This is a genomic window from Pseudostreptobacillus hongkongensis (assembly GCF_001559795.1).
Classification (GTDB): Bacteria; Fusobacteriota; Fusobacteriia; order Fusobacteriales; family Leptotrichiaceae; genus Pseudostreptobacillus; species Pseudostreptobacillus hongkongensis.
This window is the reverse complement of sequence record NZ_LOHY01000010.1, coordinates 1-250: the sequence shown is the minus strand read 5'-3', so window position 1 is coordinate 250 and position 250 is coordinate 1. Positions and strand designations below refer to the sequence as shown.

Here is a 250-nt window from a genome sequence, read left to right as displayed (position 1 = left end):
ACAGTAACTAATCATAAAGATGTTGGTTCAGCTTTAAGTGCATTAGATAAAGCTATAGAAAATTCATCTAAAAATATAACAGAACTTACTAATAAGCAGATATCATTCCAAGGAAACGATGATAGTCCTATAAGTAAAAAATTAGGAGAAATTTTAAAGATAAAAGGTGAGGGAACAGTTAATGGAGCTACGGCTAAAGATAACATTAAAGTTACAAAGAATGATTCTAATGATGGATTAAATATTAAAC

At 28.0% G+C, this 250-nt stretch carries 1 protein-coding gene; it reads left to right on the top strand.

Translation table 11 applies throughout. The features are described from left to right. Window positions 1–250: hypothetical protein (locus tag AYC59_RS00480; RefSeq protein WP_156445423.1), on the top strand; the 250-nt coding region annotated here is incomplete at both ends.